Below are 4,827 nucleotides of genomic sequence, written 5' to 3' on the forward strand. Positions count from 1 at the left end.
CTGCATCGCTTCGTCAATCCCGGCCGCATTCTGATCAACAAGTCGCCCACCGAGCGACGACGAATTGCGTTGACCGGCTTCGGTATAGCGCGCCCTGATGGCGCCCACAACACGCTGACCCGCGCCGGCATGTTCATCGGGACCGCCGGCTACACCGCACCCGAACAGCTGATGGGTGACGAACTCGACGGCCGAGCCGACCAATACGCCCTGGCGGCGAGTGCTTTTCACCTATTGACGGGCGCACCGCCGTTCGCGCATTTCAATCCCTCGGTGGTGGTCAACCGGCAACTCACCGATCGCGCGCCTCGACCGAGCGAAATCCGGCCCGACCTGACCGAATTCGACGCGATCTTCGGCCGCGCGCTGTCAAAAGACCCTGTCGACAGGTTCCGCCGATGTCGGGATTTCGCCAAAGCGCTCGAATCGACCGGGGGTAACAGGTCACACATCCGCGCCACGTCCGAGGTCCGCGTGGCAGCCATATTCCGCGAGGCGAGCGCCAACGGCGACACCGCTCCGGGGGCCGTCGCGGCGCCCGCCACCAACGGCCACGCTAGCTCCGATACCCCAGATGAGTTCACGGCCCACGACGTCGACGATTCCACCACCGCTGTCGCACCCCCGGCAGACGACGAGGCCACCGAGGCCCGCAAACGCCGACTGCGCCACTCGGCGGCGATCGGCGGCGTGATTGCGGTGGTGCTGATCGCGTGGTTCGCCGGCGTCAAGGCGTTGCGTTCGGCGTCCCACACCGACGACGGGCCGGCCAGTGTCGAGACCACGTCGTCCGCCGCACCGACGACGTCGGCGCCCGCGTTGATTCCCCCGCTTGCGCCGCCGGTGGCTCCCCCACCGCCCGCGGTCGCCAAGGTGGCGCCGACGACGACGGTTCCGCAGACGACCAAGGCCGCGCCCTCAACCACACCGAAGGCCGAGACGACGGCGCCAAAGAGCACGATTGCAAAAACGACGACCAAGCCGATCACGACGACGCCGACCGGCCTGGACACCCGGCCCGCGGTCGGTATGCCTTGTGGCGCCGAGGGTTCCGTGGCTGTGTCCAACTTCGGCAGCCCGGTGACCTGCGTCAGCACCCCGGGCGGATTCGCCTGGGAGCCACCCGGCGGCGGGTGACCGGTTCGGTCAGCTTCCGTCCGACCGCACCCCGATCAGCTCCCAATCCCGGTGCAGGGCCGGCGATCATTCGTAAAACGCAAAGCCGCTTACCGGTTCGCCACGCATGGTGCCGTGATAATGGAACGGCCCTCTGGGGCTTTCGACGGGTCGGGGTAGCTCACCGTCGCACCCGAAAATGTTTGCAGTGCCGTTCATGACCATGCCGGTCTGGAAATACGAATACGTGCCGGGCTGGCCGAAGCACTTGATCACACCGTTGTAAACGTCGGCGCCGAACGGTACCGGTGCGCGGGGTCGGCGTGCCGTCCAGATCCAATTCCATTGGCCGGCAGACTCGATCGGTGCGCCGCAGGCTTACCCGGTAGGTGTAGGGCTGCCAGTCAGTGTTCATCGCACGCCTCTGAGTATCACAGCACCCGCCAGGCTCCATCTTTTTTGCTACGTTAGCATCAATAGCGAAGTTGACGTCGCCTTTCCAGAGGTCGTGCCCCATGCCGCAAGCCCGTGATCATCGTTGCTACGACCAGCTTTTCACGATGCCGCCGCTGGCGCGCTAGTGCGCCGGGTTTAGCCACACCAGCCACATCGGTCTCCGCGAGGGTGGGTATTCAATGTGCCCGCCTCAGAGCGAATATTTTTGCAGCGACGGGCACTTCGCTATGAGCCGGGCACATCGGTAGGCGTCTCCTCGGTGGGCCTGATGTGCCAATTGTGACTGCTGGCCTATGGCTACCAGCGCATCCGAGCGGTCATCCGCACCAAACCCCCGACACCCCGCCAGATGCTTATCCACCGTCGCTCATCGTCACTCGATCAACCGCAGCGTCAGTTCCACCGGACAACACAACTCACCGCGTTGATTGATCACCTCGATCTGCAGATCGACCAGTCCTGGTGCGGGTGTGGCCACCACGCTGGCGCGGCCCACCATCGTGTCACCGGCGTAGATCGATCCGGTCAGCCGCATCTTGCGCCGAACCACTCGGCTGCGCGGCCCGGCCCAATCGGTCGCGATCCGGTCGGCGAAGCCGGCGATGTGCATGGTGTTGATGAAAATGCCTGGATGCCCGTGCTTTTCGGCATAGTACGGGTCGAAGTGGACTGGGGTGTAGTCCCAGGTGGATCCGGAGTTCATCACCACCCGCTGATAGCTGATCTCATCACGCACCTCCGGTAGCTCCAGCGGCAACGTGACGCTCTCCCAGTCGATGGTCACGACGACCCAGCGGGAGTGAAGCGGAACAAGGTGTTCCGGTTGGTCGCCACCACCGCGCCGTCCTGCCTGTTGAAGGTGTCCAGTGTTTCGACGAAATGCCCGACGCCGAGCCTGGTCTGCTTCTCCGGTGACACCGAGAGCACTTCTTCGACGATCGTGAGTCGGTCGCCGTCGAGGATCGGCAGCGGAAATTCCGCCTCGTTGGCGGCGTTCACGATTGTGCTGCCGGGCAGCGGAACCCGGAGCGCAATCGCCGCCACTGGCGGCGCTCCGCCCGGCTGCCACGGCAGCGGGGTCAGCCAGCCCATCAGCAGCGCCGGTGGAGCCAGTAACCCTCCCCATGTCTGCGTTGCAAAGTCGGCATCCCAGTACGCCGGGTTGGCGTCCTGGACGGTGGCAGCGAACATCTGGATCCGGGCCGCGCTGACCACCGTCCCGGCAACTCGCGGCTGCGACGCCACCCCAACCATCCGCAGGGCGTCGTCGTAGGTACCGAAGGCGAGCTTGTAGCTGATCGACGTCACGTAGAGACCGGCACCGAATCCCATTGCAGCCCACGGGACGTGAAGTACCAGCCGCCACGCTCGTAGACCAGGCGATCGCGATAAACCCCGGTGGCACGCAGCGTCGAGCCGCCGGTGAACAGCAGCGCAACGCATCGCTGGGTTGCGTTGATACCGTCGACACTGATCTCGTGGTCGACGGTGACCATCCGCCCCCTGCCGCCGTCGAACGCCGCCCGTAGGTCGGTGAAATCCTCACCGTCGCGGCTGAAACGCGCGCCCGAGTGACGGAACGTCGCGATCCACCCGTTGCGGTCGCCGTCGGAGAAGCACCGGTTGTGCCGTGCGGCCAAGTTCAAGATTGCGTCGCGCGCCACCGCGCCGTCGAGGACGTACTGCTGCTGATAAGTCATGGCCATCCGTTGTTCTCCCTGTCGCTCTGTTGATCCCGTCTAACGACTCACGATGTATCCGTGGGCTTCGCGATCCCAGGTCGCGGGTCCGACTCTATGCGCGCGCGAAGGACGTCCTTGCGTATCCGGCCGACGACCGTCTTCGGCAACTCGCTGACGACTTTCACGTATCGCGCGGCCTCGAGCACCGCTGGATGCCGCATCACCACGGTCTCGACCTCGACCGAGAAGATGTTCTCGCCGCGCCGCAGCATTGAATCCTTCACCCGCGCTGTATAAGTCAGGTTCTGGTCGCCGTCGAAAGTACCGCGATCCCCTGTGCGAAACCACTGTGGGTGTGGGACGACGGCGGGGTCCGACGGTCTCAGGTAGCCCTCGCTCATCACGTGCCGGTATCGCAGTCGACAGGTGATCATCACCCGATCGGGATATTGCGCGGCACGCCGGTCGAGGACTGCCGCGACACTGAACCGCTCGACACCGAAATCGAGCGGTTCGAAAGGCTTTCCGTCGCATGTGGGCGCCGCCCCAACTGGTAAGGGAGACATCGCTTCCCTAGGCCCTCGAAACGACCGGGTCGGGAACACCGTTTGGTGTGTAACCGAAGTCGTCGGCGGCGGCCTCTTCGCCCGGATAGAAGCGGTGCGCCCAACGCCGCAGCGCCGCATAGTCGTGCGCCTCTTCCGGAGCCAGGTTCGGCTTCTCCAGATATTTCATGTTCTCCCAGGTGAAGAAGTCCTGCTTGATGACTTCTTGCTGCAACGCAAGGAATTTGGCGGCCCGGCCGGTGGGCATGTCGCCGGAATCGCCGGGCTCGCGAACGGACGCCTGGGTATAGAAGTAGTCGGTGTAGTCCTCGTCGACCGGAGTCTGTCCGGTCACCTCGATGGTGGCCACCAAGTCACTGGGGAAGCGCACGATGCCCAGGCCCAGCGAGTAGTTGTCGTACACGATCTTGGCGTCGACCGGGCCGTTCGGGGTCAGCCAGGTCTGTGACCGGCCGCCGCCGAAATGCGCGCTGACGGTGGCGTGCAAGTGGTAACCGGCAACCTCGAATGAGGTCGTGTTGGCCGGGTTGGCGGCCTTGTGCACGTACTGCACGTGATACGGGTCGGCGGCGTTCTCGATGATCATCTGCGCGTGCACCTTGACCCGGTTGAGCATGCGGCTGTGCGGGTGCAGCGGGTAGTACTCGTCGGTTTCCAGCTCGGGCAGCACCGGCGGCTGCCAGTATGGGGCCCGGCCGTGCCGTTCGTGCCACACCAGGATGAAGCCGTACCACTCGGTGCAGGGATAGGTCTTGATCCGGACGTTGTTCTTGCAGCCGATCTTGCTGTACGGAATCAGCGCGTTGCTGCCGTCGCCGCGCCACTGCCACCCGTGCCACGGACAGACGATGTTCTCGCCCTCGACGGTGCCGCCGACACCCATGTTCGCGCCGAGGTGCTGGCAGTAAGCATCGAGCACGTTAACCTCGCCGGACTCGGTGCGGAACAACACCATCTCCTCGCCGAAGTAGTGCACCCGCTTGACGTCGCCGGGCGCCAACTCCGAG

At 64.8% G+C, this 4,827-nt stretch carries 6 protein-coding genes and 1 pseudogene; 1 reads left to right on the forward strand and 6 read right to left on the reverse strand.

Annotated elements, in window-relative coordinates:
* Positions 1-1,137: serine/threonine protein kinase (locus tag AC2VOU_RS01295; RefSeq protein ID WP_486955726.1), on the forward strand; the 1,137-nt coding region annotated here is incomplete at its 5' end.
* Between the two features lie 186 nt (positions 1,138-1,323).
* Here the strand turns inward: AC2VOU_RS01295 and AC2VOU_RS01300 are convergent.
* The 6 genes and pseudogenes from AC2VOU_RS01300 to AC2VOU_RS01325 form a co-directional block, all read right to left on the reverse strand.
* Positions 1,324-1,513, reverse strand: a pseudogene (locus tag AC2VOU_RS01300) (secreted hydrolase); the annotation flags it as partial.
* Positions 1,514-1,945: 432 nt separating this feature from the next.
* A complete protein-coding gene (locus AC2VOU_RS01305) occupies positions 1,946-2,356 on the reverse strand; it encodes a MaoC/PaaZ C-terminal domain-containing protein (protein WP_486955727.1) in 411 nt (136 codons plus the stop codon).
* Positions 2,353-2,904: an FAS1-like dehydratase domain-containing protein gene (locus AC2VOU_RS01310; protein ID WP_486955728.1), complete on the reverse strand. Its 552-nt coding sequence runs from the start codon at positions 2,902-2,904 to the stop codon at positions 2,353-2,355. The genes AC2VOU_RS01305 and AC2VOU_RS01310 overlap by 4 nt, the downstream gene beginning before the upstream one ends.
* Positions 2,877-3,278, reverse strand: a complete 402-nt coding sequence (locus AC2VOU_RS01315) for a nuclear transport factor 2 family protein (protein WP_486955729.1) — start codon at positions 3,276-3,278, stop codon at positions 2,877-2,879. The genes AC2VOU_RS01310 and AC2VOU_RS01315 overlap by 28 nt, the downstream gene beginning before the upstream one ends.
* A gap of 41 nt (positions 3,279-3,319) precedes the next feature.
* The gene (locus AC2VOU_RS01320) at positions 3,320-3,820 is read right to left on the reverse strand and encodes a hypothetical protein (protein WP_486955730.1); all 501 of its coding nucleotides are present in this window, start codon (positions 3,818-3,820) and stop codon (positions 3,320-3,322) included.
* A 7-nt stretch (positions 3,821-3,827) separates the two neighbouring features.
* Positions 3,828-4,827 (reverse strand): Rieske 2Fe-2S domain-containing protein (locus tag AC2VOU_RS01325; RefSeq protein ID WP_486955731.1); only part of this gene is annotated, 1,000 nt, incomplete at its 5' end.

It is taken from the genome of Mycobacterium sp. TH-M25 (genome assembly GCF_057473665.1).

What these genes read in the sequence shown, in the direction of transcription:
- AC2VOU_RS01320 (WP_486955730.1), bottom strand. Translation starts at nt 3,820, where the DNA reads ATGTCTCCCTTACCAGTTGGGGCGGCGCCCACATGCGACGGAAAGCCT.
- AC2VOU_RS01310 (WP_486955728.1), bottom strand. Translation starts at nt 2,904, where the DNA reads ATGGGATTCGGTGCCGGTCTCTACGTGACGTCGATCAGCTACAAGCTC.
- AC2VOU_RS01315 (WP_486955729.1), bottom strand. Translation starts at nt 3,278, where the DNA reads ATGGCCATGACTTATCAGCAGCAGTACGTCCTCGACGGCGCGGTGGCG.